This window comes from Acinetobacter sp. YH12218, from assembly GCF_013417925.1.
Classification (GTDB): Bacteria; Pseudomonadota; Gammaproteobacteria; order Pseudomonadales; family Moraxellaceae; genus Acinetobacter; species Acinetobacter amyesii.
This window is the reverse complement of record NZ_VPDB01000007.1, coordinates 58,484-83,586: the sequence shown is the minus strand read 5'-3', so window position 1 is coordinate 83,586 and position 25,103 is coordinate 58,484. Positions and strand designations below refer to the sequence as shown.

Here is a 25,103-nt window from a genome sequence, read left to right as displayed (position 1 = left end):
CATCACTGCTATTTCAATTTATTATTACGTTGACGGCATGCTTCATACAATGCCATACCGGTTGCGACACTGACATTTAAGCTTTGCAAATTACCAGCCATTGGAATGTAAACAGTTTGATCACATTGCGCCTGCGTAATAGGACGTAAACCTGTATCTTCAGCGCCCATCACCACACATACACCCGTACCTGTGAAGTCAAAATTTTGAATCGGCAAAGCTTTTTCATCTAGCATGGTGCCGACCACAAGTACATTAAAGTCTTCTTTGATTTGAGCCAAGGTACGTGCCAAGTTCGTCACCTGAATAAACTTCACTTTTTCAGCACCACCTGCAGCAACTTTACGGGCTGTTGGGGTAAGCGTCGCTGAACGATCACGCGGTGCAATCACAGCTTCAACACCCATGGCTGCCGCTGTACGAATGCATGCACCAAGGTTATGTGGATCTGTAATATGATCTAATGCCAATAGCAACGCATTTGGATTGGCTTGTAATAAAGCCTCTAAATCTTTTTCGTTCAAGACTGGATGTGGGCGTACAGCCGCAACCACACCTTGATGGAACGGTTGTCCCGCAAGTTTTTCCAAACTATCACGACTAGCTTTTTGAATGCTGACACCAAACGGTTCTGCAAGCTCAAAAATACGTTTTAAACGCTGATCATCACGTCCTTTTAACGCAAATAAAGTTAAAACGCGTTCTGGCTCAAGTTCCAGTAATGACTCCACTGAATGAACGCCATAATAATATTCCGGTTTCGCCATGAACGACCTCTAAATTGCAAACTTCGATAAACTTTTGAACAGGGTATGATATCCCTAGAGCACAGCATAGGCTGCCAAAAAGAAAAATCCTGCAAAGCAAGCTTTACAGGATTTATGCTATGACACATAGTTTAACCGATTTGAGGTTAAAAAACTGTGCCTAAATGGATTGAATCATTAGCCTTCTAAGTGGCACACATAATCCAACACTTCGTCTGTTTCAATTTTAAATCGGCTATTACCTGGCACGTAGAATGATTGACCCGCACGGAATAATTCGCTTTCTTCGCTATCTGCAATTTGAACACGACATTCACCTGAAATAATTTCCATACGTTCAGGTACATGGGTTTCAAAAGTCAGCGCTTGTTCAGTTGGAAGCAACACACCCAGTGTTTTCTTGGTTCCATCTTCAAATTGCACAGTGTGGCTGATACATAGACCGCCAAAATAAACATTTGATTTTTTGATGACTGATACATGATCAAACTGTGCTGACATGCGTTTTCTCCAGATAAAGCATATTTATAATATTTTGATCGATGTAGTTTAATTGTGCTGCAAAAACTAATCAATCAGTGTTGAAAATTTTGAGATAGATAATTACAAAAATCTGAGAAGTGGATATGTCCCAATACCATCTCACTATCTTGACATTGAGAATCTAAAACAAACTGTACTTTTGTACAAAATACTTTTTTTATTTCATCCACTAAAGTCCTAGTTAGGGTCTATAGAAACGCTGCAAAATCATTTCACAGATATACATGGATAATGAATTATATGGACGGATTTAAGAGACCAAATCATGACGTTTTATGGCAATAACACGCTAGATTAAATACAAGAATACATACACAAACGTGTTTTGTGAGGACTTGGCAGGACATTTGATGGTTTCAGCTCACGTTATGCAAGATCACCTACTCTTTACATCACAACACTGCATGGATACAGCGGATAAGAAACTAATTTCTTGTTAAACTGAAATTTAAGATAGAATTATGAGGTTTTTCGTCATCTTAAAATAAAACTTGTCTTGTGACCAAAACAAAACTTAATTATCTTTAACTAGAACTTTTCGCAGCTCGGATGCGTTTATGCTGACACATTTAACTCTGATCAATTTTGCATTAGCCGACCATTTAGCCATCGACATTGAACAAGGCTTTAATGTCCTGACGGGTGAAACGGGTGCAGGTAAATCTTTACTTCTAGACGCATTATCAGCTTGCTTAGGTGAACGTACAGACACCAACTACGTGCGCTATGGATCAGACAAAGCCGATGTGACAGCGACCTTTAGCTATCAAGAGCACAGCCCTGAAGCGCTTTGGCTCAAAGAACACGAACTAGATGATGAGTCTGGCGAAATCCATTTACGTCGCGTGATTTTTGCAACAGGTCGCAGCAAGGCATGGATAAATGGACGTCCGAGCAGCTTGTCCGAGTTAAAAGAAATTGGCCGCTTATTGGTACAACTTTATAGCCAACACAGCCAACAACAACTCTTAGAACCACCCTATCCAAAGCATTGGTTGGATCGTTATTATAATTTTTATCAGCCTGCTCAAGCCGTGCGTGATGCTTATAGCAAATGGCAAAAGGACATTCGTCAGCACCAAGCAGCACTCGACGCCCAAGCCACACGTAAGCAACGGATAGAAACGCTTGAACTTCAATTGGAAGAACTTGAAGACGTTGTGCAAACGGACTACAAAGAAATCGAGCAAGAATTTGACCGTCTCAGTCATCATGAACATATCATGCAAGATTGTAGCTATGGTCTAAATGCCCTCGATGACGCCGAGCAAAATATCAATCAAGAAATGGGCGCGATCATTCGTCGGATTGAATCGCATGCAGGACGTAGTGAACAACTTTCTGAAATTTATACGTCGCTACTGAACGCTCAAAGTGAAATTGAAGATGCGACAGCAAATTTACGTCAGTTTATTGATCGTCAAAGTTTCGATCCTGAACGTATGGACGAATTAAACACTAAACTCGAAGTTTTTCATCGCTTAGCGCGTAAATATCGTACTCAGCCTGAAGATTTAAAAAATGATTATGATGCGTGGCAACTTGAGCTAGAACAATTACATCAACTTGAAGATCCTGAAACCTTAGCTGAACAAGTAGAAGTGTCTCATCAAGACTTTTTAGCCAAAGCACAGCATTTGGATGATATTCGTCGTGAAGCGTCTACCCCATTGGCGAAGCAGTTGACTGAACAAGTGAAGCAGCTCGCGCTCCCAGAGGCTCATTTTGAATTTAAATTTGAGCCTCTAGAACAAGCTTCAAGTGAAGGTTTAAGCTTTATTCAACTGCTGTTCACCGCAAACAAAGGGATTCCTGCTCAGCCTTTAGCACGCGTGGCATCGGGGGGTGAATTGTCACGTATCGCCTTAGTCATGCAAGTAATGAATGCTGAAAAAACTGAATCCGAAGTCTTAGTCTTTGATGAAATTGATGTCGGGATCAGTGGCGGAACGGCAGAAATTGTCGGGCGCTTATTGGCTGATTTGGCACAGCATGTTCAAATTTTATGTATTACTCACCAAGCCCAAGTCGCTGCCCAATCTGACCAACATCTTTTAGTGAAAAAACGCCAAACGGATCCTGCAAGCAGTACCATTATCGAATTAGAAGAAGATGATCGGATTCAAGAGCTGGCTCGAATGACTGGTGGTGTGGAGATTAGTCAAACGACCTTACAACACGCAAAACAGTTGCGACAATTAAAATTTCAACATAGTTAATTTTTGATGTGTTCAAAAAAGCCTGTGGATTCAAAGTACACAGGCTTTTTTCTTAAACACACTATTTGACAGTCCCCTGATACACAAAGGCTTTCGAGCCTAAGCTATAGCGTAAATATTTATACTGCGGCTGATGTTGTTGATTGAGCAACATTACATCCACGTGTTTCGGACTGATTTTGAGATATTCATTACTGCTACGACGATCGGTTTCATAATGGCAGTCATAATCTACCGAGATTTGATCTAGTTTCTTTTGCTTAGTTTGAAATACATAAGATTTAAGTAACTGTTTTGGTCCAACTTCAACAGCTCTTAGATGATGTAGTCCACTGCAATTATCACCTTTATAATAACTCTTCACCAAATATACGGTTTTATTTTGGATGTTGACCGGCAAAATTTGATTGATATAGCCTGAGTCAAATTGATCTAAATGTTGCGTTTTTCCCGTTGCATATTGCACATAGCTGCTCCACTCCCCCATGGTGCCTCCGCCAGACACATCAAAACTATAAAATTTTAGTTTTTTATCTGGTGAATATTGCACATGAACAAAACCTTGCTTTTCGAGTTGCGTAAATCCGTAGTGAAAACTGCTCGGATCTGCCGCAATGACATCCACAATTTCACGTTCTATCGCTTCATTGACCTCATAAAAATTTAAGTTTTTATATTTTTTAATCACCTGAGATTCATGTTTTTGTAAGTCAGCGCTTCCTGCAAAGCCTGAAATAGGTAGGCTTGCACAGAGTGCCATCCCTATTATTTTTGAAAAATGTGTCATTGTTTTACCCTCAGTTTATCCTGCTATTTTAAGCAATCTCAGTCATCAATCACGTATATCTTCTCCTCGCTTTTGTACAGCTGTTGTTCAAATCACCAATCATCGCTTCACGATTCACCGCATTGTAGACCTGCCTTTACGATGAAGATTTTGATCATGTCCCTCACCGGTCGAGCATGACAAATATTGAATTTGCAGAAAAACTCATTGTTGAAAACTTGTGAGTCTAGTATGTTGATAAATACAACGTTATTCGAATGCAATTCACCCCAAGAATCAAACTTACCCCAATAAGGAGAAGCCATTAGGTGACTAAACAATACCTCACACACCGCTGCCTGATTGCTCCACCCGAAATGAACGATGAATTCTTTGCCAATACGGTGATTTATTTGGCGCGACATGATGAAGATGGCGCTCAAGGCATCATTATTAATCGTCCTTCAGGTTTACAGATCAAAGAACTCTTGAATGATTTGGAAATTGAGGCAGATAATGTGCATCCTCATGAAGTGTTGCAAGGTGGACCTTTGCGCCCAGAGGCAGGTTTTGTTCTTCATACCGGTCAACCGACATGGCATTCATCTATTGCTGTGGGTGAAAATGTCTGTATTACCACGTCTAAAGATATTTTAGATGCGATTGCACACAATGAAGGTGTGGGTCGTTATCAGGTGGCTCTAGGCTATGCCAGTTGGGGTAAAAACCAATTAGAAGAAGAAATTGCTCGGGGTGATTGGCTCATTTGTGACTCAGACATGGATTTAATATTTAACTTACCTTATGACGACCGCTGGGACGCTGCCTATAAAAAAATGGGCGTAGACCGCATGTGGTTATCATCTGAGATTGGACATGCCTGATTTACCACAATATCAAATGATTATGGCCTTTGACTTTGGCACACAAAAAACAGGAATGGCTGTGGGACAAGCCCTGATTGAAAGTGCAAATCCCCTACCACTCTTTCCCATGAAAGATGGCATTCCCAATTGGGATAATCTACTCAAGATTGTGAAACAGTATCAGCCGGATTTGTTTATCGTGGGTCTACCGCTCAATATGGATGATAGCGAATCTGAACTCTCCACACGTGCGCGTAAATTTGCACGACGTCTTCGCCACCAAACCAATATTGAAACCTTGATGGTCGATGAACGCTTAACGACACGTGAAGCGCGCGATGAATTAGATCATTATCAAGCCCAAGGCCGTGCGAAGAATCTTTCTGCCGACAGCCTTGCTGCAGCATTGTTTATTGAAAGTTGGTATCGAAACCCAGTGGGACTAAAGCCTTAAGCGCTTTCAACAAACAGGCAAATAAAAAAGCATCCGAAAAAGGATGCTTTTTTATGCGTAAAATTGATCACTCAATGCTACGCAAATGAAATGATTGGGGATAACTTAGTTTTTATCCACAATATGAATCGTGGTGGTTCGACCCGCGACAAAAGCCAACTGATCATGCGGCACTTCATCCAGTACAATTTTCACTGGTACACGCTGTGCCAAACGGACCCAACTAAAGGTTGGATTGACATTAGCCAGTAAACCATCAGTCGAGGTACGTTCACGGTCTTCAATCCCTGTTGCAACGCCTTGTACATGGCCTTTATAAACTTCAGAACTTCCCATCAGTTGGATTGTTGCTGGAGCGCCAACATAGATTTTATCCAGTTTGGTTTCTTCAAAATATCCCACAACATATAACTGTTGACGGTCAATTAAGGCCGCTACGGCTTGTCCTACTTTGACGTAATTCCCTGCTTTGAGTTCAAAGTTAGACAAAGTTCCATCTGTTGGTGCAACCACTTCTGAACGTTTTAAATTCAACTCAGCCAAATGCAAACTGCTATTGGCCGCTTCAATCAGGGCTTTTTGCTGCACCACACTGGCTTTGGCTTGTTCAATCGCTGCCTGAGTTTGTTCATGCTCTGCATGTGATTGATCACGTACTGCAAACATTTGATCTTGTTCTTGTTTTGAAATTGCACCGTCCATCAAACTTGCATAACGATTTGCATTTTTATCTGCAAGGTTGATATTGGCTTGTGACTTCACTAGATTTGCTTTGGCTTCAGCAAGCTGTGCTTCAGCCCCTGCCAGTCCTGCTTTGGCTTTCGCCAAGTCAGATTTGGCTTGCTCAACATCCAAGGCTTGACGTGCCACATCTATACGAAACAGCACTTGGCCTTTTTTCACTTGTTGGTTGTCTTGAACTAAAACGTCTGTGACCAAACCTGAAACATCCGATGACACTTGAATCACGTCACCACGTACCCGTCCATCACGCGTCCATGGTTCCGAATTGTAATAGTCCCAAATATGTTTCAGCGCAAGTAATGCGCCGCATAGCACGATTATCAACAATACAGGCCGAACATATTTTCGGACATTCAAATTGGTCATACGATTACCTCAATCATTTCATTTTTTTAGGGGCTTAGAACTGGCAGAAAATAAAGATTTCATGCACCAGCCAAAGCAACATCACAAATACACCCAAATAAAAAATATTGGGCATCGGCACCCAATCTTGCGCCATCCATCGGTCAAGCAAACGCATGATGATCCGCAATAACAGATAGGCCAATACCGCTTGAATCAATAGAATGGGCACATAGACGCCATACACATTTAGCTCACCCATGTTGTGCCTCGACCTGTAAATTATCTGGTGTTTGCTGTGTTAGGACATGACACAAACTGCTTTGAATATTGTTCAGTGAATACTGAATACGATGTAAAACATCATCATTCTCAATACCCTGAACGGCCTGATTCAATCGTTGAATTCGCTCTACAATTTGCTGTTTCAAGCTCATAGACACATTCTTTTGCCCTTGTTCCATGGCACGAAAATAGTCATCTAAATCTTGTTGTAACTCTTCGAGTTCGCTGAGCAGTGCATCATTCGGATCGAGTTTATTCATCAGTTCTTGCAAGCGGGTCAAATCAATCACCGCACTGGCTTCCACCAAAGCCCACTCGATCTGTTGTTTCAAGTTCCCTGATTGCACCATTTTGCTATTTAGGATGCCGATTCGGTCCAACATACTGCGTAAATGCACCCGAAACGGTAAGCCGTATGGCAGATATAAAGCCTGACGCAGTGCCTTGTAATGCTGTGAAAGTATGCGTTGGGCCGTCATATCTGGTGACATTGCACGCACTAAATGAATAATAAACACCGAAATAATGGGTCCCAAAACCGTCCCAATCGATGCATCAAAGAAAAACACCTGATCGAGGCTAAAGCGGTTTTGAAAATTCAGTCCCATGATGGTGCCCATCAAAAGCGGCAAGCTGATCCCAATCAAAGGCGGATGTAAAAACAGCATCAAACAGAACATCACAAACGGTGCTAACACCACGATCAACTGCCAAAAGGCGGTCACATGCGGGAAAATGCCATAGGCGTAGATAAAGACCACGACCGCTGCATACATATTCGCGCGAATAAACATTTTCAATGCAGGAACAGGATTATCCATTGCCGTTAAAATACAGGCACTGATCGCAGCCATTTCAGCCATCATAAATCCAGCTTTCCAACCACTAACGATCCAAAAACCCGTGGAAATTAAAATAATTAGACAAGCAGACACTCCGCCACGAATAGCAACCCCCGCATCTCGGTGCAAAGTCGGATAATGACTATTGCTCAAGGCGGTCAGTGTGGCTGGTAAAGTTGAGTCGCCTTGCTGTACCCGCTGCCAAAGCAAGCGAATCGCACGGATATTCTGAATAAAATGGCGAATATCCATTTTTAGACTGCCCAAAATCACCTGCTGTGATGGCAATGCCTGTGCATGAATGTGTTGAAAATCTTGCTCAAATTGTTCAGGTAATTGATTAAGTTCACTTTCCTCAATCTGATGTTGATCTAATAAAAACGCGACAATATGTTCATGGGCTTGCTTGAGTGCCGTCCGATAATGTGTGTCCAGACTGTCTAATTGTTTCATCTGTTCAGACATGGCCACCAAGTTACTGACCAACAAACTCAACTGATGCAAGATTTCCTGCAATGGACGTGTCATGCCTTTTAAGGTGGATTTTTCATAAGACAAATGCACCGCCATGACATGTATATCCGCGATATCTCGTGCAATATTGCCAAGATTTTTAGAATAATTTTCTAGCTCAGCAGGCTCTAATAAAATCTGATCAAAAATTTCTTTGGTATCGGCAAAGGTTTTGCTCACGCGTGTTTCGACTGCAGGGCCAATATGCATTGGAAATAATGTCGTGGTCACGATGGCACTACAGACCACACCCACCGTAATTTCGAGAAAACGCCCCAAAGCCATATCGAAAATCGAAGCGGTATCAATAAAATGCACCACGTTAAAACAGATAATGACCGTGGTATAACCCGCCAACATGGAAACATAACTACGAGGCGTACGGTCTAGCAGTGACAAATACAGGCAAAACCCAACCCAAACCGCCAAAAACACTGTAAACAGTACTGGCATATGGATGAGATGTGGCAGTGCCACCACCGACACGGCCGCCCCTAAGAACGTCCCTAATACACGATACAAACTTTTTGAAGACGTCATGCCTGAATATGGATTCGCGATCACGAAAACGGTGCCAATCGCCCAAATCGGATATGCCAAATTCAGTACAAAGGCCACATACAATGCAAGCATGCCCGCGATGAACGTTTTGGTCGCAAAAATCCAGTCCATTTTATTGGGCCGAAAAGCGAGTATTTGTTTCGTCAGCAGCATGATGGATCTCGGTGGCTTGCTTCTTTTTAGTGAAAACGGCCTCGTATCGAATGCTTAAACATTCGATAGCATAACCTGTATCACGGCACAGGAATGACTAGAAATTTCAATAAGTAAAGAAGCGATTCAAATCGTGTTTCAAACCATTTGAATACAAAAAGTAATGTACAACATTGCCTGCGCATCGAACAGATGGGCAATATTTATTCAATATAGGATATTTTCATAGCAATTTTGCTAAAAAAACAAACCGAAGTCAATGAAAATATCTTATTTTGATAATTCAACTATATTTTAAATGAGTATTTCAGGTTTTTACTATGCTTTTATCAGGATGACCCAAGAAACCCTGTGATATTTCAGATTTGTTTCATTTCCAGTGTAGAAAATCGCAACATCAGGCCGAGCAATTTGTTATAAAGTAACTTAACGATTCATTTTTTATTGTGACCAAGCAGGTTCTTATGGCGCTTTCCAGTTTTGGTAAAATTCTCACCGTACTCGACTTATTTTCAGTTGCTCGTCCCATCATCAATGTCGACATTATTAGTGAAGAATTAGGCTTATCTAAACCAACGAGCTATCGCTATTTAAAAGAACTGGTTTCTGCTGAATTATTGCAGCGCCTCAGTGGGACTTCTGGCGATTACACACTGGGTTCAAAAATTGCTGTGCTTGATTTTATTTCTCGCACCACCGATCCATTGGTGCAAATTAGCATTCCCTTCATGAAAGAAATTGTGGAACGCACAGAGTCTTGTTGCTTATTGACGCATCTGAATATCGACTCTTGTATTGATGTGCATCATGAACTTTACAAAGACTATACTGCCTTGGCTTATGGTCGAGGTAGCCCGCGTCCGATGTATAAAGGCTCATCATCTAAAGTGATTTTGTCCCAGTTACCCAAGCAACGGATTTTAGATTATTACCACCGTTTTGCAGATGAATTATCTCAAGTTGGTTTTGCGCATAATGAAGAAGAATTTATGCAGCAAATGAAAAAGATTAAAAAGCAGGGTTACTATTTTTCCAATGGTGAAGTTGACCCGAATATGTCGAGCCTATCGATTCCGATTAAGTTTTCCAGTAAAGAACCCCCACTTGCTTTGACCCTATTGGCGTCTAAAAATCGTTTTGAATTTATGAATTTTCAAAAAGTCGTAGAAATGATGCAAGACTGTACAGCGCGTATTGAGAAAAAATACAGCAGTATGATGGAAGAATCGGACGCCATTTAAATCTGATCTGTTTGCGCATAACTGATGCAATATTGTAAAGATGCTATTTAATTAATCTGATAAATCCATGTTGTTAATTGAATTTATTAATTATAAACTCCAGAAAGATTATCATAATATGATTATTGTTCTTTAGCAGTCATCTCAATCATGTGTTCCATGATTTCAGTTGATTGTCGCTATACTCTTCCTCAGAGAAAGAAAAAAGCTCATCTAGATATGGGCTTTTTTTATGGCTGTTGATCATAGAAATAACGAAAGGTTAAATTCACCCTCGGCTCGGTCACGTTCATCGACTTCATTAGGGCATGCTTCCAATACCGTTGGGTTTGCCCACGCATCACGATCAACTGTCCACTTTGCAGTAAAAGCTGTACTTTCTCTTGGGTGCTTTTATGTTTAAAGCAAAACTTTCGGCTTGCGCCAAAACTTAAAGATGCGATCACCACCTGCTGTGTGGGTGAAAGTAAAGACGGCTCATCATCACTATGCCACCCTACCGCTTGCGTACCATTTTCGTATAAATTGGCCAAACAGGAATTAAACGCCTGACCCACCCGTTGCTCAATATGTTGCTTTAAGCGTAGTAAAGCTGGATTCCAGATCAATGCCTGCTTTTGCATGCCTGAATAGTGATACTCATAATGAGCATCTCCATACCAAACCACTTTTCGTTCCGTTTGAAAATACTGTCCATGCAAAATGACTTCATCATGCTGCCAAGCCAACTGCGTGAGGAAATAGCGTAAATATTTTTCACTGTCTTCAGCATTGAAGATCAGTCCATAATCTTTAACTTCACCATCATAGGGCAGCAGATTTGCATGCGGTTCAGGTGCAAATAATTCAAAATTCATCGGTTCAACTCAACACTGTTAGGCGCAGCACCGTGATGCTGATGTCGTGAATAAATTTAAAAATATCTTAGCTGAAAAACGCTCGTCACAAATCAAAACATTGTCATCGCTTGTCGCATTGAATTTTCAGTCTTAGACTAAAGCTCATATTCACAATAAAAATAATTGCTTATGAACCTGTGGCAACTTTTCCAAAAATTACGCCCATTTGTACAGCCATACCGCTGGCTGGTGGTCGTGACGCTGATCTTGACCTTAATTGGCTCACTCACGGCACAGGTGAATGCCCTGACACTCAAATATGCCGTAGACAGCATCAATCAGCTTTTACAACAAGGCCTCGGTCTAGCCAATGGTTGGCATATATTAATCACCATCACCGTAGTCTTACTGGGAAAAGAAGTCATCAATGCCATCGTGCAATTTGGACAAAAATCGTTTGGTGAAAAGTTACGTATTTTAATTTCTCAGGATTTGTCCCAAGGCATTATTGAAAAATTTATCACCTATCGATTGGCATTCTTCGATCAACAAGACAACCAAGCAGGTAAGCTCCAAACTCGAATTGATCGGGGTGTCAGCTCGCTCACACGACTAGTTCAAATCTTTTTTATTGATATTTTACCATTATTTACCAGTGCCATTATTGCACTGGGCTTAATGTATTATGCCAATGTTTGGGTTGGTGTGGTGGCCACAATTATCGTGCCGATTTATTTTTGGCTGACCTTCAAACAATCACAAAAACTGGCAGGCAAACGCCGTGCCCTACGCGATAATTTTGAAAAGAAAAATCAGGGTATTCTGAGTATTATCAATTCGATAACGGTCATTAAATCTTTTAACAAAGAAGCCGTCGAATCGAAAAAACAATTAAATCTGCAAAAGTCGCTGACTGAAAACCAAATGCAGACACGGCAAACCAGTTATATCTTTGACGGACTCAAAACCTTTATCGAACAGGTCGGTGTGGTACTGATCATCATTCTGACAGCCTATTTTGTTTTGGATGGGCAAATGAGTATCGGGATGATTATGTATCACGTGTTGTTATTTAATAACGTCTCTGCCCCGATTCGCTCGCTGCATCGTATCTATGATGAAATTAACTCTGCGATGATTTATTCGGAAAGCTTCTTTAATATCTTAGAAGCGGATCATGAAATTGAAACCAGTGGCACTGCCCAACCTACGATTCAAGGTCAATTTGAATTGAGCAATGTCGACTTTAGCTATCCCAATGGTTTTCAGGCATTGCACCGCATCAACATGACCATCCAACCGAATAAAATCACCGCATTGGTTGGTTTATCTGGCGCTGGTAAATCGACATTAATTAGCTTATTAGATAAGTTTTATCATCCTCAAGCGGGCAATATCAAACTCGATGGCATCGACCTAGAACAAATTGATACGCAGTATTTACGTGAAAATATTGGTTTGGTTTTACAAAAAAATCATATTTTCCCAGGTTCAATTTTTGAAAATATTCGCTATGGCAAAAGTACAGCCACAGAGCAAGAAGTCTTTGATGCAGCACGAAAAGCCTCGATCCATGATCAGATCTTAAAACTTCCACATGCCTATGAAGCCGATGCCCTACTGCTTTCGGGTGGACAACAACAGCGCATTGCCTTAGCACGCATGTTCCTGAAAAATCCACCGATTATTTTCTTGGACGAACCGACGGCTAGTTTAGACGCGATCGCTGCTGAACAAATTAAAAATAGTCTGGATCAAATTAAACAAGGGCGTACCGTCATCATGATTTCACATAGTTTGTCGCAAATTATCGATGCCGATTACACCTATGTGATGAAAGACGGACAAATCGTAGAACACGGGGAGCATCATGATTTGTACCATCAAGAAGGTGCCTATAAGCAAATCTTCGATGCGATGGCGAAAAGTTTAAATATTGACAAAATTGCCCGGACTTTTGAGGAAGACGAAGAAACACATAGTTAATTTTAGACCGAAAAAAGCCCATCGTTTGATGGGCTTCGTTCATATTTGTTTTATTCAATTAACGCTGAACTTTTTGCTCAATTTCTTCAACACTGGTGTGACGGACATCTAGACCTTTCACCATATAAATCACCTGTTCAGAGATATTTCGAGCATGGTCACCAATACGTTCAAGTGAACGCAGCACCCAAAGTACATTCATCACCCGAGTAATATGGCGTGGATCTTCTATCATATACGTCATGAGGGTACGGGTTGCCGATTGATACTCGCGGTCAATATCAGCATCGGCCAAAAGGACACGTAAAGCCTGATCTACATCCAAACGTGCAAAGGCATCAAGCGCATCATGAATCATCACGCGGACTTGGTTGCCAATATGACGTGTTTCCATATAACCACGCGGTGAACCACCCTCTTCACACAAGCTTTGTGCAATACGGGCAATTTTTGCCGCTTCATCACCAATCCGTTCTAAATCGGTGTTGGCTTTCGACATCGCAATCACCATGCGTAGATCAATCGCAGCAGGATGACGACGCGCCAAAATTAGGGTGAGCGCTTCATCAATTTCAGTTTCCATACGGTTCACCGTATTGTCTTGAAATTGAACATCAATCGCCATCGTTGCATCCGTATCCAATAAGGCATGAATGGCATTTGCAACCTGTTGCTCCACCAAACCACCCATGGTCATAAATTTGGTATGCACATCCTGCAACTCTTCATTGAATTGCGAAGAAATGTGATGATTTAAAACAGGATTATTAGGCAAAGCGAGTCTCCACTACAACGTGAATCGGCAGATTTTAGTGCCATATTAAAGCATATTGATTGTGAAACTTTTATGACCATGGATTATTTCTTTAGTAGGATCGATGGCTGATTTTTCTGATCGACCAACCATGCATTCATTTCCACTAAATCAGCTTCCGTTAATTTCCCAACGGAGGCTTTGAGTTGTAATACATGTATTAAATAATCGTACTTGGAATTTAAATAATCTTGACGGGCTGAAAAGGCATTACGCTGTGCCAGTAGCACATCAACCATAGTTTTCAGACCTTCCTGATACTGGGCTTGTGATGCTAAAGACACTTGCGCGGAAGAATCCATCGCGGCTTTACGTGCCTGTAATTTACTTTGATCCGTTTCGACTTGCATATAAGATTTTTTTACATCGGTTTGTGCTTTTCGAATTGCTGCATCCACCTGTGCTTGGCTTTTTTCAACATTGATCGCTGCTTGCTTAATGGATTTCTGTGTCCGTCCGCCATTAAACACATTCCAGTTCATTTCAATCCCCACCTGATCAAATTGACCATCTTGCGACATGATGGATTGTGGACTTTGCTTGTTATAACCATAGGTCCCTACCGCTTCAATCTGAGGATATAAGGCAGCTTTTTCGACGCGTTTGCCATCTTCCGCATAACGTTGTTGCATACGCGCTTGTAAAATGCCTAGGTTCTGCTCCTGAGCCAGTTCTTCCCACGCTTGTACATTGTTTGGAATCGGTTTTTCAAAATGAAAATCTTCACGTAACACCGCCAAATTTTCTCGATATGGCCCAATCAACTGTTGTAATTGTTCCTGCGCCAAAACCAATTGAACATTAGTCGCCATGCGGTTGGCCCGAGCATTTTGATATTGAGCATTGGCTTCGCTGACATCACTTTTTGCCACCAAACCTTCTTTTAATTTAGCATTCATCATGCGCAGCTGTTCAGATAGCGCCTGTTCTTCTTGTAAGTTGGCAACCGTCAATGCTTGCTGACGTAGGACATTAAAATAAGCTTCGGATACATTTAAAATATGATCTTGTTTTTGAATCCGCAGATTGATTTCACTTAAATTAATCGAGGTCTTGACTTGCTTCAGCCCTTCCCATGCATCCCAACGAAAAATGGGCTGACGGGCAGTAAGCGCAATTTGTCTTGTTGTGGTGCTGTCTGGCATGATCAGCCCGGCTTGAGCGCCACTTTGGTTGGAATTTTGATTTTTTCGGGTCACATTTCCGGAGATTGTTACCGTCGGGAGTAAGTTCCCATTGGCAATCCCCAAATTCAATTTATCCGCTTCATATTGTAGTTTATTGGCTTGCCAATTGGGGTCTTCTTGTTTTGCACGTTCATAAGCTTGCACAAGGTCTAGCGCACACGCCCATTGACTCGTGAAAAGCAAACAAAGACCCACCACAACTTTTTTGTTCATTTTTTTTGTAAATTCCTAATATTCAAATACCCGAGATTGAATATTCAAGCCTAAAACTAAGCAGATACTAATCATATCCTTGCAAATTTCCGTATGATTTTTATTAATTTTTTATATCAAATGCGACAAAACCGGATAATTTCAGTCGTTTTCGGACACTACTCACAACGCTATAACAAAGAACTGTACAATAGTACACATATTGCACGTGTTTCATCTATAAAATAGTCGTCATTCCATCGGACAATACCACTTCTATAGCGCATCGAGTTCCTGTGTCAAAATTTTTTCAGCTGCCTGCAAAGTTTAGTGCAATGTTTTTATGTTTCAGTATGTTGAATGGATGCCAACAACAGCCTGAACCTGAACCTGCACCAGAGTTTCCCAACAATAAGACTGTTCAAAAAGAAGCAGTCGATTTGTCTTTGCTATGCAAAAAACTTGAAAAAAATATGCTGGAAATTGATGATCAACGCACAACTTTCGCTTTAGAACAAATCAACCAAGATCTCAAAGTCTGTCTGCCATTGTTAAAAGCGGACGAACAAAAAAAATTACTGCGCTTGTCCAATCAAATGTATCGCAACTTTTTACATGTTGAACGTACGGCTCAACAGCAAATGGCGTTCGAACAATTTGCCTTTGATATGGCTCAGCATCCCACCATTCAACAAAATCATTATGAGCAGCTCACCGCCCGAGATCAGTATTTACTGAAACATAAAGGCCAAGCCTATGTGGAATTGTTCGATGCAGGTGAAGGACAGTTACGCTATCGCCGTAGTCCTGAATATTTAGCCAAAATTTTTGCGCCTTATATGCAAGAATCTGAGCAAGTCTTTATTGAAAAACTGGCTGAACAAAATGCACAACCTGCCTTGCTGCAACAAAGTTTAGCCATTGAGCCACAAGAGATTGCGACACGTGCAATTTTTTGGGAAGACTATCTCAAACAATATCCAGATAGCCCCTACAAAAAAGATGCACAACAATTACTATATCAATATAGCCAGTTGTTATTTATTGGTTCGGCACATAGCCCAGTTTCTAATGATTTTTCAGACCGCCTCAGTATTCAAGCCAGTTCTTTAGAAGAAATTGAACGCTTGGCTCAATTAAAAAACTCCAAATTGGCAGATCAGGCGCGTTTATTTTTAAAATTATTAGATCAAAATACTGCTGCATCTAATCAGCGATCAGAAGCGCAGCTGTTGAATTTAATTGGTGTCCGCAATCCTGATCCGCATTATAAGAAAGACTGTTTTAGTGACGCCATCTGTGTAAATCAGTCCTCTACTTAGCCAATGCAAGTTCAATTGCACATGTGCCTAGCCAAAATTCTGCACTGCAAAATCGATGAAAAATAACACTGTTTTAAAACAGCCTTCATGCTAATATCCGCACAAAGCTTGACGGAGCGCAGGTAATTTCCTGCTGAGATCATCTAAATTTAGTTCGCTAAATTTAAGGATGAGTACCGTTGAACCTGATCAGGTTAATACCTGCGTAGGAATCAAGCCATCTAAAAACTTAAGCCCTTCTTATCTCTTGGTTTTACGCCTTTATTTTCAGGTGAATCCATCAGATAAACTGCCACGTTTTTGGTCGTGCTTGATTCGTTGATGTCATTCATAAGGATCATTGCAATGAACCAATTAACGAATCTCACCGCTTCAGATCGCGCTGCTCAACATGAACAAGATGCTAAAGATCTCACTCGTATTCTCCCTGCGTCAAAGAAAGTCTATATCCAAGGCTCACGTCCAGATATTCGCGTCCCAATGCGTGAAATTAGCCTTACAGATACGCCTACAGGTCTGGGTGGAGAAAAAAATCTGCCGATCATGGTTTATGACACCTCTGGTGCTTATACCGACCCCAATATTCAAATTGACCTGAATCAAGGTCTACCTAATGTCCGTGAATCTTGGATCGAGTCTCGAAATGATACGGAAATACTCGATACCTTAACTTCAAAATTTGGACAAGAGCGTCTTCGAGATATTCGTACTGCAGAGATTCGTTTTGCGCATATTTCAAAACCCCGTCGCGCTCGTCGTGGACACAATGTCTCTCAAATGCACTATGCCAAACAAGGCATCATCACCCCTGAAATGGAATACATTGCAATTCGTGAAAATCAGCGCCAGCGTGAAGGTGTTGATATGCGCCAACATGCCGGTCAAAATTTTGGCGCACGCAATTTAACTGAAATCACCCCAGAATTTGTACGTCAAGAAGTGGCTGAAGGTCGTGCCATTATCCCTGCCAACATTAACCACCCTGAATGTGAACCGATGATTATTGGTCGTAACTTCTTGGTGAAAATCAATGCCAACATTGGTAACTCAGCGCTCGGCTCAAGCATTGATGAAGAAGTGGCAAAAATGACGTGGGCAACTCGTTGGGGCGCTGACACCATTATGGATTTATCGACAGGTAAAAATATCCATGAGACCCGCGAATGGATTATTCGCAACTCACCTGTACCGATTGGCACCGTACCGATTTACCAAGCTTTAGAAAAAGTTGATGGTGTCGCAGAGGACTTAACCTGGGAAATTTTCAAAGACACACTGATTGAACAAGCCGAGCAAGGTGTCGATTATTTTACGATTCACGCAGGCGTACTGCTTCGTTATGTTCCACTCACCGCCAACCGTTTAACAGGTATTGTGTCACGTGGCGGATCCATCATGGCGCAGTGGTGCTTAGCGCATCATGAAGAAAACTTCCTGTATACGCATTTTGATGAAATCTGCGAAATCATGAAAGCCTATGATGTGTCATTCAGTTTAGGTGATGGTTTACGTCCGGGGTGTATTCAAGATGCTAACGATGAAGCTCAATTTAGTGAATTACGCACCTTAGGTGAATTGACTCACCGGGCATGGGAACATGATGTGCAAGTCATGATTGAAGGCCCAGGCCATGTCCCAATGCACATGATCAAAGAAAATATGGATCTACAACTCGAGGTTTGCAAAGAAGCACCTTTTTATACCCTTGGGCCGCTCACCACCGATATTGCCCCGGGCTATGACCACATTACCTCTGCGATTGGTGCGGCAATGATTGGTTGGTACGGCACCGCGATGCTGTGTTATGTGACCCCGAAAGAGCACCTTGGTCTACCAGATAAAAAAGACGTCAAAGATGGCATTATCACCTACAAAATTGCAGCCCATGCCGCAGACCTTGCCAAAGGTCATCCCGGTGCGCAGGCCCGTGATAATGCATTGTCGAAAGCACGCTTTGAATTCCGCTGGGAAGACCAATTTAATCTGAGCTTAGACCCTGATACAGCACGCAGCATGCATGATGAAACTATGCCGAGAGAAGCACATAAATCGGCCCATTTTTGTTCCATGTGTGGACCTAAATTTTGCTCGATGAAAATCACACAAAATGTGAGAGATTATGCAAAAAATCAGCAAGATATGCAGCTTTCTTCAGAATCTAATCCTGAAATTGAGACAGGTTTACAAAGCATGAAAGCGGCCTATCATGAACATGGTCAAAAGTTGTACCATAAAGTGTAAAGCTTAAAAAAAATCTTTTGTATTCAACAAAATCTCGGTTAGGATGAAATGGAAGATTTCATCCTAATTAGCGCTTATGAATATTATTAAACAGGCCACATATAACAAAAAAGATTACAGCATTGAAGGGCGTGAACATCTTTATAAAGGCTTTATTCAAGTTGAAAAAGTTCTGCTTCGACACCGCTTATTCCATCAAGACAGCATGATTCCAACCATTCAGCGTGAATTGATTCATCGTCCTGAAGCAGCAGGTGTGCTGATCTATAGTCATCAACAACAAAAATTTGCCTTAATTGAACAATTCCGCATTGGGGCGATTGATGATGAAACTTCGCCATGGCAACTAGAGATTATTGCCGGCGTGCTCGATGGTGATGAATCTGCTGAAAGCTGCATCCGCCGTGAAAGTTTGGAAGAATCAGGCTGTGAATTAGATGCACTACAGCATTTATTTAGTTTTTATCCCTCTGCGGGTGCCTGCGCGGAATTATTCCACCTTTATAGTGCTGAAGCAGAACTGCCTGAACATGGAGGAGTCTTTGGCATGCCTGATGAAGGAGAGAATATTCAATTGCATATCTTAAACTATGCTGATATTCCTGAATTATTAACCAATGGTCGGCTAAAAAACGCACCTGTCATTATGGCCTTGCAATGGTTACAACAACAAATACATACTACAAGGAATGTCTAAGGGGAAGGACATGACTTTAAGGGATACACCACAATACGACTGGACACTGATCCAGATCTCGGACACACATTTAATGGATCAGGAAGATCTTGAATTTGTCCGCATGAATCCAGAGCAGAGTTTTCACGATGTGATTCAACAAATTCAGTTGAACCATCATCACATCGATACGCTTGTCCATACTGGCGATCTTGCACAAGTGCCGGTAGAGCGTACCTATGCGCGTTATCTCGAATATATGCAACAGCAGCCGTTTCCGTTTTATCAGATTCCGGGGAACCATGACGAAACGTCTTGCTTCCCATTTCATCAACAGGAAGATCGTGCTCACTGCATCGCATTAGGCAATTGGTGTCTGATTTTACTGAACAGTGCGGTTAAAGGAAAAGTGGATGGTTGGGTATCACAACAGCAGTTGGAACAATTAGATCAGTTACTCACAGCACACCCACAGCAACACATCATTGTGGCATGCCACCACCACCCTTTTGCCATGCAATCGCATTGGATAGATCAGCATAAACTAAAAAATGCTGAACATCTCATAGATGTGCTTTCACGCCATGACAATGTCAAAATTGTACTATGCGGACACGTACATCAAGACTCGTCTAATCAATGGCGCAATATTCAGTTTTTATCGACGCCTTCGACCAGTGTTCAGTTCAAACCGCATAGTGAAAATTTTGCCTTAGATGAGGCTTTACCAGGGTATCGTGCACTCTATCTGAATGATAATGGTGAATTTAAAACTGAAGTTGTTCGGGTCAAATTGAAACAACCTCAAATTAATGTTGAAATTTCAGGTTATTAACTTTTCAATTTGATTTTTTTGCTTTACTTTATGCCTTCTAAAGGAAAAGTGATAGTTAGAATCCAAACATCAAAGACTATCAATAAGCAGAAAAAGTCTATATGATGACGACCCCCACAGAAGGAAACTCTGTGTTGGGTGGATAAAAAACTTGCATATCACCATATTTTTTGCGTATAGATATATGCATATGATGAGGAATGCCCTATATGGCGAATGACAACCAAAATCAAGTCTTAGACGAACAAACTGATGTAGTAGACGAAAAGTCTACCAAACGCGTGCGCAAATCAAAGCCAAAGGCGACTGAAGGTGGTTCTACTGCAAGCTTATTTGGTATTGAACCTTATCAGCCTAAAAAGAATGAAGAATACATGTCTGAAGGGCAACTTGAGCATTTCCGCCACATTTTATTGGCGTGGAAAGCTGAGTTAATGTCAGAAGTAGACCGTACTTTGAATACCATGCAAGACGAAAATACTGCGCTTCCAGATGTGAACGACCGTGCAACGCAAGAAGAAGAATTTGCGATTGAACTTCGTACACGTGACCGTGAACGTAAACTGATCCGTAAAATTGAACAATCAATTGAAGCGATCAAAAATGATGACTATGGTTTCTGTGAAACGTGTGGTATCGAAATTGGTTTACGTCGCCTAGAAGCGCGCCCAACAGCGACTTTATGTATCGACTGCAAAACACTTGCAGAGATCAAAGAGAAGCAAAATAACGGTTAATTGTGACTGTCGATGATTCCTTAGCTGAGCCTAGCTCAGCTCTTGCGCAGCGGCGAAACGATGTTTCGCTGACTCGCTACTCAGGTCGGTTTGCGCCATCGCCAACCGGCCCTTTGCATTTTGGCTCTTTAATTACAGCAGTCGCAAGCTACTGCGATGCCCGTGCCCATCAGGGGCAATGGGTGGTTCGTATCGAAGATACCGACATTCCACGTATATTTCCCGGCAGCGAAGAACACATCTTACGTTGTATTGATGCATTTCAATTCGAACCAGATACCGAGATCATTTTCCAAAAAGACCGCCTTGAAATCTATGAGCAAGTCATTGCGCATTTGCATGCCCAAGACTTGGTCTATGCTTGTCAATGCACCCGAAAAATGCTCGGTTCGAATCATATCTATCAAGGTACATGTCGTAATCTTGGTCTTCCCCTTCAGGATCAGGCCATTCGAATTAAAGTCGATGCACAGAACATTTGTTTTACCGACCGCTTACAAGGGACGCATTGCTCCAATCTGCAGCAAGATTTAGGTGACTTTATCTTAAAACGCCGTGATGGCATTATTAATTATCAACTTGCTGTCGTGGTGGATGACTACCTACAAGGGATGACCCATGTCGTACGTGGGGCTGATCTTTTGGACAATACCGAACGTCAAATTTGGCTCGGACAGGTTTTGGGTTATCCGCGCCTTGAATACATGCACTTGCCATTGGCAATGAATGATCAGGGACAAAAACTGTCAAAACAGAATATGGCTCAAGCTCTTGATTTAAGCCAAGCGGCACCTTTATTACAACAAGCATTGCAAGCCCTACACCAACCGCCAGTCGACTTGGATACGCCACGTATTATGCTACAACAGGCGATTGCGCAGTGGGATATTCAACAAATTCCCCATGGCACAGCATTGCCTCAAATCTATCAATAAACCCACATCCCTATCTGCGCCAATCACTCGATATTCAATTGAATTATGCTTTAATAAAGTGATCAATCGACCATTGGAGAGCCTAATGTTTTTTATTTTTGGATTTGGTCCGAAAACCAAAGTCATTGAAAAGAGCCAATTTACTTGCCCTGTGTGCCGCAGTAGAACTCAGTATGAGTTAAAACAGCAACGTAATTATTTTTCTTTATTTTTTATTCCATTGATTCCACTATCTAAAGCCAAGGCGAGCTTGGTCAAATGTCTCCATTGTGGAACGGAGATGCCGGCGAGTGTCCTCCACCATGCATCTCCCGATCCGCAACGAGATACGAATTTAGAAGCTTGATTCTTCTTTACTTGGGTTCACTTCTTTGGTCGTCGCATCGATCTTTAAGATCAGACTCACCATAACCGCACAGATAATCAGAGAAGACCCCCCATAACTAATAAACGGCAAGGTCAAACCCTTGGTTGGAAGCATGCCCATGTTCATGCCTGCATTCACCAAAATTTGCAGCAAGAAGATAATACTGATGCCATAAGCCAAGTAGCCTGCACGTAAGTATTGATGACGCAAGGCACGATGACCAATGCGAATACAGCAGACCAACATCACAAATGACAGCGTCAATACAGTCAAAATCCCAAAGAAGCCAAATTCTTCACCCAAAACCGCCAACATGAAGTCGGTATGTGCCTCAGGTAAATACGACATTTTTTGAATACTATGACCTAAGCCGACACCAAACCATTCACCACGACCAAAAGCCATTAATGCATTCGACAATTGGTAGCCTGCACCTAATGGATCATTCCATGGATTTGAGAACGACATCAACCGCTCTAAACGATAAGGTTCAAATAAAATCAAGAACACAAAGGCCATGATGATCGCACCAAAGGCAATTGCGAACTGAATCAACGGTGCACCTGCGAGGAAGAATACCCCTAGCATGGTTAAGGCAATCACCACCGTCGCCCCTAAATCAGGCTCTGCCATGACCAAACCGACAGTTGCAGCCATAATCACTGCCAAACGCACCAAGCCCTTAATATTATTACGGACTTCTTCGGCACGCCGTACCACATAGTCTGCGGTAAATATCGCCATCATGACTTTGGCGACTTCCGAAGCCTGTAAGGTGAAACCAGCGATCCGAATCCAACGCTTAGAACCATTGACTTCAGTACCTACCGCCAAAACGGCAGCTAACAGGACAATGGTCACAATCCATAAAAAGAAGGTGTTGTTAAACCAGACATTTAACGGCACTTTATAAGCGATATACGCAGCCATGGCGGCAGCGGCAATCGAAATCCCGTGTCGTGAAATGTAATGGAAGGCATTTTCATGCATACGCTCTGCATAAGGCATCGAAGCAGATGCCACCATGATCGAACCAATACACAACAATGCCAAAACACAGAACATTAAAACATTGCGCACGTTGACCTCGGCAGGTAACCGAGGAATCCAACGCTCTACAACTTCATTTATTCTATTTATGGTCGTCTGAGCTAACCCAGCCATACAACTTTCCTTATCGTTCTTTTAAACGAGTGCATTCACACAATCAACAAATTGGTGCCCACGCTCACTGTAGCCTTTAAACATATCAAAACTTGCGCACGCTGGAGACAATAACACCACATCATTGGCTACCGCATTTTGTTGGCACAGCTCAACCGCTTGTTTCAAACTTTCAGCATGAATCAGCGTGGTTGTCCCTTCAACCGCTTTTTCAATAATTGGACGATCTTCACCAATCAACACCGCAACTTTGGCATATTTTGAAAGTGAATCACGTAGCGCAGTAAAGTCCTGCCCTTTGCCTTGACCACCTAAAATAATCGCCACTTTACCGCCTTTGGCTTCAATCGCGGCACCTAGACCATCAATCGCAGCTAAAGTCGCACCAATATTAGTGCCTTTAGAGTCGTTATAATAACGAACACCATGCACTTCTTTCACAAATTCACAGCGGTGTTCTAAACCTTTAAAGGTTTTCAAAGTTTCCAACATGCCTTCTAGTGGCAAACCAATCGCTTCACCCAAAGCTAAACATGCCAAGGCGTTTGCCACATTATGTGTCCCTTGGATATACATGTCTGCACTTTTCAGTAAACGCTCACGGCCACGTGCCAACCAAATTGTGCCATCAGTATCGCGTAAAATACCGAACTGATTCATATCTGGTGCATTTAAGCCAAAGCTTTGCATTGGAGTAATATCTGGAACCAATGGACGTGTTAATGAGTCATCACGGTTATACACGACTTTTTTCACCGCTTGGAAAATACGATGCTTCGCAGTGTGATAGCCCATCATATCGCCATGACGGTCCAAATGGTCTTCACTCATGTTCAACACAACAGCCACTTCTGCGGCCAAGTTCGACGTGGTTTCTAATTGAAAACTTGAAAGCTCTAAAACATAAAGCTCTGGATCATCTTTGGTGAGATCCAAAGCTGGACGCCCTAAGTTGCCACCCACTGCCACTTTTTTGCCTGCATCTGCTGCCATAAGACCAAATAAAGTCGTTACGGTACTTTTCGCATTCGAACCTGTAATTGCGACAATCGGCTTATCTGTCGCACGACGTAAAATTTGAATTTCTGAAACCACAGGAATGTTGGCTGCAATGGCCGCCTGAATTTGCGGTAATTTTGGATCTAGCCCCGGGCTGATAATAATTTCTTCTGCTTGGAGTAATAAATCTTGGTCCAACTGACCGAAACTGGTTTGTACATCACTTGGAATTTGATCATGACCCGGTGGGACTGCTCGTGAATCGGTGACTGCAACGCGGTAGCCATGGCTATGTAAGAAATTCACTGCGGAAACACCAGAAATCCCTAATCCGGCAACAACCTTCAATCCACCACGCTGTATTAACATTTTCGCCCCATTTTTTGGTCGGTTTTTAAATCTGACAAAATGTTAGCACTTTGCTGTTTTGAATGCTTTTTATGTTTTCACTTTCTCGCAGTTTTTTTGTGTCCGCTCGTAAAAAAACCGCCCATCTTGGGCGGTTTCTTC

At 41.9% G+C, this 25,103-nt stretch carries 23 protein-coding genes and 1 riboswitch; of the genes, 12 read left to right on the top strand and 11 right to left on the bottom strand.

The window, feature by feature from the left end; translation table 11 throughout:
* Positions 1-8: 8 nt before the first annotated feature.
* Positions 9-767: a 23S rRNA (guanosine(2251)-2'-O)-methyltransferase RlmB gene (gene rlmB, locus FTV03_RS03565; RefSeq protein WP_180039966.1), complete on the bottom strand. Its 759-nt coding sequence runs from the start codon at positions 765-767 to the stop codon at positions 9-11.
* 177 nt (positions 768-944) lie between these two features.
* Complete coding sequence (locus tag FTV03_RS03560) at positions 945-1,268, bottom strand: pyrimidine/purine nucleoside phosphorylase (RefSeq protein WP_067763086.1); 324 nt, start codon at positions 1,266-1,268, stop codon at positions 945-947.
* 599 nt (positions 1,269-1,867) lie between these two features.
* Between FTV03_RS03560 and recN the strand changes: the two genes are divergently transcribed.
* Positions 1,868-3,529, top strand: coding sequence for a DNA repair protein RecN (gene recN, locus FTV03_RS03555; protein ID WP_078189423.1), 1,662 nt, complete (start codon positions 1,868-1,870; stop codon positions 3,527-3,529).
* A 61-nt stretch (positions 3,530-3,590) separates the two neighbouring features.
* On the opposite strand, the gene FTV03_RS03550 is transcribed toward recN, so the two are convergent.
* Positions 3,591-4,316 carry a hypothetical protein gene (locus FTV03_RS03550; RefSeq protein WP_180039964.1) on the bottom strand — a complete coding sequence of 242 codons (726 nt, stop codon included), beginning with the start codon at positions 4,314-4,316 and terminating at the stop codon, positions 3,591-3,593.
* 308 nt (positions 4,317-4,624) lie between these two features.
* Between FTV03_RS03550 and FTV03_RS03545 the strand changes: the two genes are divergently transcribed.
* Together FTV03_RS03545 and ruvX are read left to right on the top strand one after the other, a co-directional pair.
* Positions 4,625-5,179, top strand: a complete 555-nt coding sequence (locus FTV03_RS03545) for a YqgE/AlgH family protein (protein WP_180039962.1) — start codon at positions 4,625-4,627, stop codon at positions 5,177-5,179.
* Entirely contained in the window at positions 5,172-5,615 is a 444-nt protein-coding gene (gene ruvX, locus FTV03_RS03540; RefSeq protein WP_078192570.1) for a Holliday junction resolvase RuvX, read from the top strand. The genes FTV03_RS03545 and ruvX overlap by 8 nt, the downstream gene beginning before the upstream one ends.
* A 105-nt stretch (positions 5,616-5,720) precedes the next feature.
* Here ruvX and FTV03_RS03535 read toward each other — a convergent pair whose 3' ends face one another.
* The 3 genes from FTV03_RS03535 to FTV03_RS03525 are packed head-to-tail and all read right to left on the bottom strand — an operon-like array spanning position 5,721 to position 9,058.
* Positions 5,721-6,725, bottom strand: a complete 1,005-nt coding sequence (locus tag FTV03_RS03535; RefSeq protein ID WP_078189427.1) for an HlyD family secretion protein — start codon at positions 6,723-6,725, stop codon at positions 5,721-5,723.
* A 34-nt stretch (positions 6,726-6,759) separates the two neighbouring features.
* Positions 6,760-6,966: a DUF1656 domain-containing protein gene (locus tag FTV03_RS03530; protein WP_078192571.1), complete on the bottom strand. Its 207-nt coding sequence runs from the start codon at positions 6,964-6,966 to the stop codon at positions 6,760-6,762.
* Complete coding sequence (locus FTV03_RS03525) at positions 6,959-9,058, bottom strand: FUSC family protein (RefSeq protein WP_180039960.1); 2,100 nt, start codon at positions 9,056-9,058, stop codon at positions 6,959-6,961. Before FTV03_RS03525 ends, FTV03_RS03530 begins: the two co-directional genes overlap by 8 nt.
* Before the next feature lie 464 nt (positions 9,059-9,522).
* On the opposite strand from FTV03_RS03525, the gene FTV03_RS03520 reads away from it, so the two are divergent.
* Positions 9,523-10,299, top strand: coding sequence for an IclR family transcriptional regulator (locus FTV03_RS03520; RefSeq protein WP_180024252.1), 777 nt, complete (start codon positions 9,523-9,525; stop codon positions 10,297-10,299).
* A 230-nt stretch (positions 10,300-10,529) separates the two neighbouring features.
* On the opposite strand, the gene FTV03_RS03515 is transcribed toward FTV03_RS03520, so the two are convergent.
* Positions 10,530-11,156, bottom strand: coding sequence for an alpha-ketoglutarate-dependent dioxygenase AlkB (locus tag FTV03_RS03515; RefSeq protein ID WP_180039958.1), 627 nt, complete (start codon positions 11,154-11,156; stop codon positions 10,530-10,532).
* A gap of 171 nt (positions 11,157-11,327) precedes the next feature.
* On the opposite strand from FTV03_RS03515, the gene FTV03_RS03510 reads away from it, so the two are divergent.
* Positions 11,328-13,124 carry an ABC transporter ATP-binding protein gene (locus FTV03_RS03510; RefSeq protein WP_180004685.1) on the top strand — a complete coding sequence of 599 codons (1,797 nt, stop codon included), beginning with the start codon at positions 11,328-11,330 and terminating at the stop codon, positions 13,122-13,124.
* A gap of 58 nt (positions 13,125-13,182) precedes the next feature.
* Here the strand turns inward: FTV03_RS03510 and phoU are convergent, their stop codons facing one another.
* Entirely contained in the window at positions 13,183-13,899 is a 717-nt protein-coding gene (gene phoU / locus FTV03_RS03505; protein WP_078189433.1) for a phosphate signaling complex protein PhoU, read from the bottom strand.
* Between the two features lie 83 nt (positions 13,900-13,982).
* The gene (locus tag FTV03_RS03500; protein ID WP_180039956.1) at positions 13,983-15,338 is read right to left on the bottom strand and encodes a TolC family outer membrane protein; all 1,356 of its coding nucleotides are present in this window, start codon (positions 15,336-15,338) and stop codon (positions 13,983-13,985) included.
* A 314-nt stretch (positions 15,339-15,652) separates the two neighbouring features.
* Here FTV03_RS03500 and FTV03_RS03495 point away from each other — a divergent pair, with 314 nt between their 5' ends.
* The 7 genes from FTV03_RS03495 to FTV03_RS03465 all read left to right on the top strand — a co-directional run bounded on the left by FTV03_RS03495 (position 15,653) and on the right by FTV03_RS03465 (position 22,409).
* Complete coding sequence (locus FTV03_RS03495) at positions 15,653-16,639, top strand: hypothetical protein (RefSeq protein ID WP_180039984.1); 987 nt, start codon at positions 15,653-15,655, stop codon at positions 16,637-16,639.
* Positions 16,640-16,741: 102 nt separating this feature from the next.
* Positions 16,742-16,868, top strand: a riboswitch (TPP riboswitch).
* Positions 16,869-16,984: 116 nt separating this feature from the next.
* The gene (gene thiC, locus FTV03_RS03490) at positions 16,985-18,880 is read left to right on the top strand and encodes a phosphomethylpyrimidine synthase ThiC (protein ID WP_180039954.1); all 1,896 of its coding nucleotides are present in this window, start codon (positions 16,985-16,987) and stop codon (positions 18,878-18,880) included.
* A gap of 76 nt (positions 18,881-18,956) precedes the next feature.
* Positions 18,957-19,577 carry an NUDIX domain-containing protein gene (locus tag FTV03_RS03485; protein ID WP_180039952.1) on the top strand — a complete coding sequence of 207 codons (621 nt, stop codon included), beginning with the start codon at positions 18,957-18,959 and terminating at the stop codon, positions 19,575-19,577.
* A gap of 10 nt (positions 19,578-19,587) precedes the next feature.
* Positions 19,588-20,391: a 3',5'-cyclic-AMP phosphodiesterase gene (gene cpdA, locus FTV03_RS03480; protein ID WP_180039950.1), complete on the top strand. Its 804-nt coding sequence runs from the start codon at positions 19,588-19,590 to the stop codon at positions 20,389-20,391.
* Positions 20,392-20,600: 209 nt separating this feature from the next.
* The gene (dksA, locus tag FTV03_RS03475) at positions 20,601-21,128 is read left to right on the top strand and encodes an RNA polymerase-binding protein DksA (RefSeq protein WP_078189438.1); all 528 of its coding nucleotides are present in this window, start codon (positions 20,601-20,603) and stop codon (positions 21,126-21,128) included.
* A gap of 2 nt (positions 21,129-21,130) precedes the next feature.
* A complete protein-coding gene (gluQRS, locus tag FTV03_RS03470; RefSeq protein ID WP_180039948.1) occupies positions 21,131-22,063 on the top strand; it encodes a tRNA glutamyl-Q(34) synthetase GluQRS in 933 nt (310 codons plus the stop codon).
* 85 nt (positions 22,064-22,148) lie between these two features.
* Positions 22,149-22,409, top strand: coding sequence for a zinc-ribbon domain-containing protein (locus tag FTV03_RS03465; protein ID WP_180022060.1), 261 nt, complete (start codon positions 22,149-22,151; stop codon positions 22,407-22,409).
* On the opposite strand, the gene ftsW is transcribed toward FTV03_RS03465, so the two are convergent.
* Positions 22,398-23,594 (bottom strand): putative lipid II flippase FtsW, encoded by a 1,197-nt coding sequence (ftsW, locus tag FTV03_RS03460; protein WP_078189440.1) that lies wholly within the window; start codon positions 23,592-23,594, stop codon positions 22,398-22,400. The two genes, FTV03_RS03465 and ftsW, sit on opposite strands and share 12 nt — an antisense overlap.
* Positions 23,595-23,615: 21 nt before the next feature.
* On the bottom strand, positions 23,616-24,962 hold the full coding sequence (murD, locus tag FTV03_RS03455) for a UDP-N-acetylmuramoyl-L-alanine--D-glutamate ligase (RefSeq protein ID WP_180039946.1): 1,347 nt from the start codon (positions 24,960-24,962) through the stop codon (positions 23,616-23,618).
* Between the last annotated feature and the right edge of the window lie 141 nt (positions 24,963-25,103).